Origin of the sequence: Cryobacterium sp. 10I1, from assembly GCF_035019805.1 — a bacterium.
Lineage (GTDB): Bacteria > Actinomycetota > Actinomycetes > Actinomycetales > Microbacteriaceae > Cryobacterium > Cryobacterium glucosi.
The window spans coordinates 1-2467 of record NZ_JASJVF010000360.1; the positions used below are offsets into that span (position 1 = coordinate 1).

Annotated in this window: 3 protein-coding genes; 2 read left to right on the forward strand and 1 reads right to left on the reverse strand. The window is 71.1% G+C overall.

Annotation, left to right across the window (positions count from 1 at the left end; all coding sequences use genetic code 11):
* Positions 1-15: 15 nt before the first annotated feature.
* Positions 16-1023 carry a 2-dehydropantoate 2-reductase gene (locus QN345_RS17930; RefSeq protein ID WP_322188182.1) on the forward strand — a complete coding sequence of 336 codons (1008 nt, stop codon included), beginning with the start codon at positions 16-18 and terminating at the stop codon, positions 1021-1023.
* Positions 1024-1039: 16 nt separating this feature from the next.
* Here the strand turns inward: QN345_RS17930 and QN345_RS17935 are convergent, their stop codons facing one another.
* Entirely contained in the window at positions 1040-1702 is a 663-nt protein-coding gene (locus QN345_RS17935; RefSeq protein WP_134559484.1) for a hypothetical protein, read from the reverse strand.
* Positions 1703-1808: 106 nt separating this feature from the next.
* Between QN345_RS17935 and QN345_RS17940 the strand changes: the two genes are divergently transcribed.
* A partial coding sequence (locus tag QN345_RS17940; RefSeq protein WP_323509005.1) for an A/G-specific adenine glycosylase occupies positions 1809-2467 on the forward strand: 659 nt, incomplete at its 3' end.

Below are 2467 nucleotides of genomic sequence, written 5' to 3' on the forward strand. Positions count from 1 at the left end.
ACCTAGGCTGGGGGGATGCGAATTGCTGTGATCGGTGCGGGTGCCCTCGGCGGAACGTTCGCTACGCTACTGGAGAAGGCCGGGCATACCGTGACCGTGACGGCACGGGGAAAGGCCCTGGGCGTCATCCGCTCGGAGGGCATTCACCTGACCGGCGGCTTCGGCGACGAGACCGCCCGGCCGGCTGCTGTCGAACTGCTCACCGAGACGCCCGAGCTCACGCTCGTCTGCACCAAGGCGCAGGATGCCGCCGCCGCGATCACGGCCAACGCGGCGGTCCTCGACGGCTCGCCGGTGATCGTCGTGCAGAACGGGCTCGACGGTGTCGCGACGGCGCGACGGATCCTGCCGAACTCCGACTGCTTCGGGGCGCTCTCGATCATCGCCGCGAACTATGCGGCGCCGGGACTCGTCACCGTGACCACGCCGGCACCGACGTACATCGGGCACGATACCGGTGACATCGACGCGGGAACGCTCGCCTGGCAGGGTGTGCTCGACGCGGCATTCCCGACGATCGCGACCTCGAACTTCGTCGGCGCCCAGTGGACGAAGCTCGTGGTCAACATGCTCAACGCGCTCCCGGCAGTGACCGGGCTGAGCGTGCAGGAGGTCGTCGACGATGCGGAGCTCCGTCGGGTCCTGACCGCGAGCATGCGGGAGACCGTGCGCGTCGGCGTCGCCCGCGGGGTGCGTTTCGGGGCGCTGCAGGGGCTCGGCGACCGCCGGTTGCGTGGTTTCGCCGGCCTTCCGCTCTCGATCGGGCAGCTGCTGCCGCGCCTGATGCGGGCCAGGATGGGCGACGTGCCGAACCTCGGCTCGACATTGCAGAGCCTCCGCAGGGGTCAGCTGACCGAGATCGACCACCTCAACGGGGTCGTCGTGCGGGAGGCCGCGGCGGCAGGCGTCGCCGCGCCGGTCAATACCCTGCTGACTGCCCTTGTGCACGAAGTCGAGGCCACAGGACACCCGCTCACACGAGCCGAGGTGCTCGTGCGCTTCGCCCCGCTCCGACTGCGGTAGGCCTCGCGGCGCCGGCTCAGCAGCTGTCGAAGAAGAGACGGCGGGGATCCGCCGGATTGGCGAGGTCGACGACGGCCGTCGCCCACGACCTGGGCCGGACCTCGGCCCGGTAGAGCCGGTTGGCGATGGCCCGGTCGTCGGGAACAGGGGAACCACCCAGTGCAGGGTCTGTCGTGGTATCCGCAGCATCACCGAGTTCCCCGGAGGGCTTCAGCTCAGCGGCGAGGTCGATGAAAGCGCCGGTCGACGAGGCATCCGCTGCGGTCTCGGTCAGCACGCTGTACGACCAGCCGTCGCGGAGTTCCTTCCTGAGCAGGAACTCCCCGTCGAAGATCAGGGTGTCGTCCGCAGGCCCCGTCGCGCCGGCGACGCGGAACGGGACCAGGAGCGCCCTGCGGAGCAGGTCGAAGTCGTCGCGGTGGCGGAACAGTCGCTCCGGCGAGGCCGGCCCGAAGGCCGTCTGCTCCTCGGTGGAGCGCTCGAAGTCGGCGAGCGAGGCGCGGGACACGGCGTGCCCGGTCGCGGCGAAGGCCGCTGCGAGGTCGTCGGCGAAGGCGGCCCGCGCGATGGGGTCCGTCCCGTCGATCGCGACCATCGTGCGGCCTCGGCCGTAGAGGCTGAGGATCTCCGTTGCGAGGTCGCGGAGGAAGTCGAGGCGTGGTGTCGAAACAAGCGTCATGAATCGAGCCTAGGTTAGTGGGGTGAATGCAACCGTCATCGCGCCCATCGAATCCGCGGGAGTGCCAGCCACCGGGTCTGCCCCCGAGGCCGATGGCACCGGTGAGATCGCGAGCCTCGTCAATGCCTGGTTCGGCCTGCACGCTCGCGACCTTCCCTGGCGCCGCGACGGTTTCGGCGCGTGGGGCGTGCTCGTGAGCGAGTTCATGCTGCAGCAGACGCCGGTGACCCGGGTGATTCCGCACCTCGAGGCGTGGCTCACCCGCTGGCCGACACCCGCCGACCTCGCCGCCGTTCCGCCGGGCGAGGCCGTGCGGGCATGGGCGACGCTCGGCTACCCGCGGCGCGCGCTCTGGCTGCACGCCGCGGCCGTCGAGATCACCGAGAACCACGGCGGAATCGTGCCGCAGGACGTCGGCGTGCTCCTCACGCTGACGGGGATCGGCGACTACACCGCGCGGGCGGTCGCCGCGTTCGCGTACGGCCACCGGCATCCGGTCGTCGACACGAACACGCGCCGGGTCATCGCCCGCTGCGTCGCAGGCCAGGCCGAACCCGCGCCGCCGAGCCGCACCCGCGATCTCGCGGCCATGAACGCGCTCCTTCCGGCGGATGTCCGTGCCGCGGCCGTCTTCAACGCCGGCGCCATGGAACTGGGCGCGCTCGTTTGCACGTCAGCACGCCCGCGCTGCGCGGACTGCCCGCTCGCCGCGCTCTGCGCCTGGCGCGCGGCCGGCTACCCGGAGTACCAGGGTCAGAAGAAGAC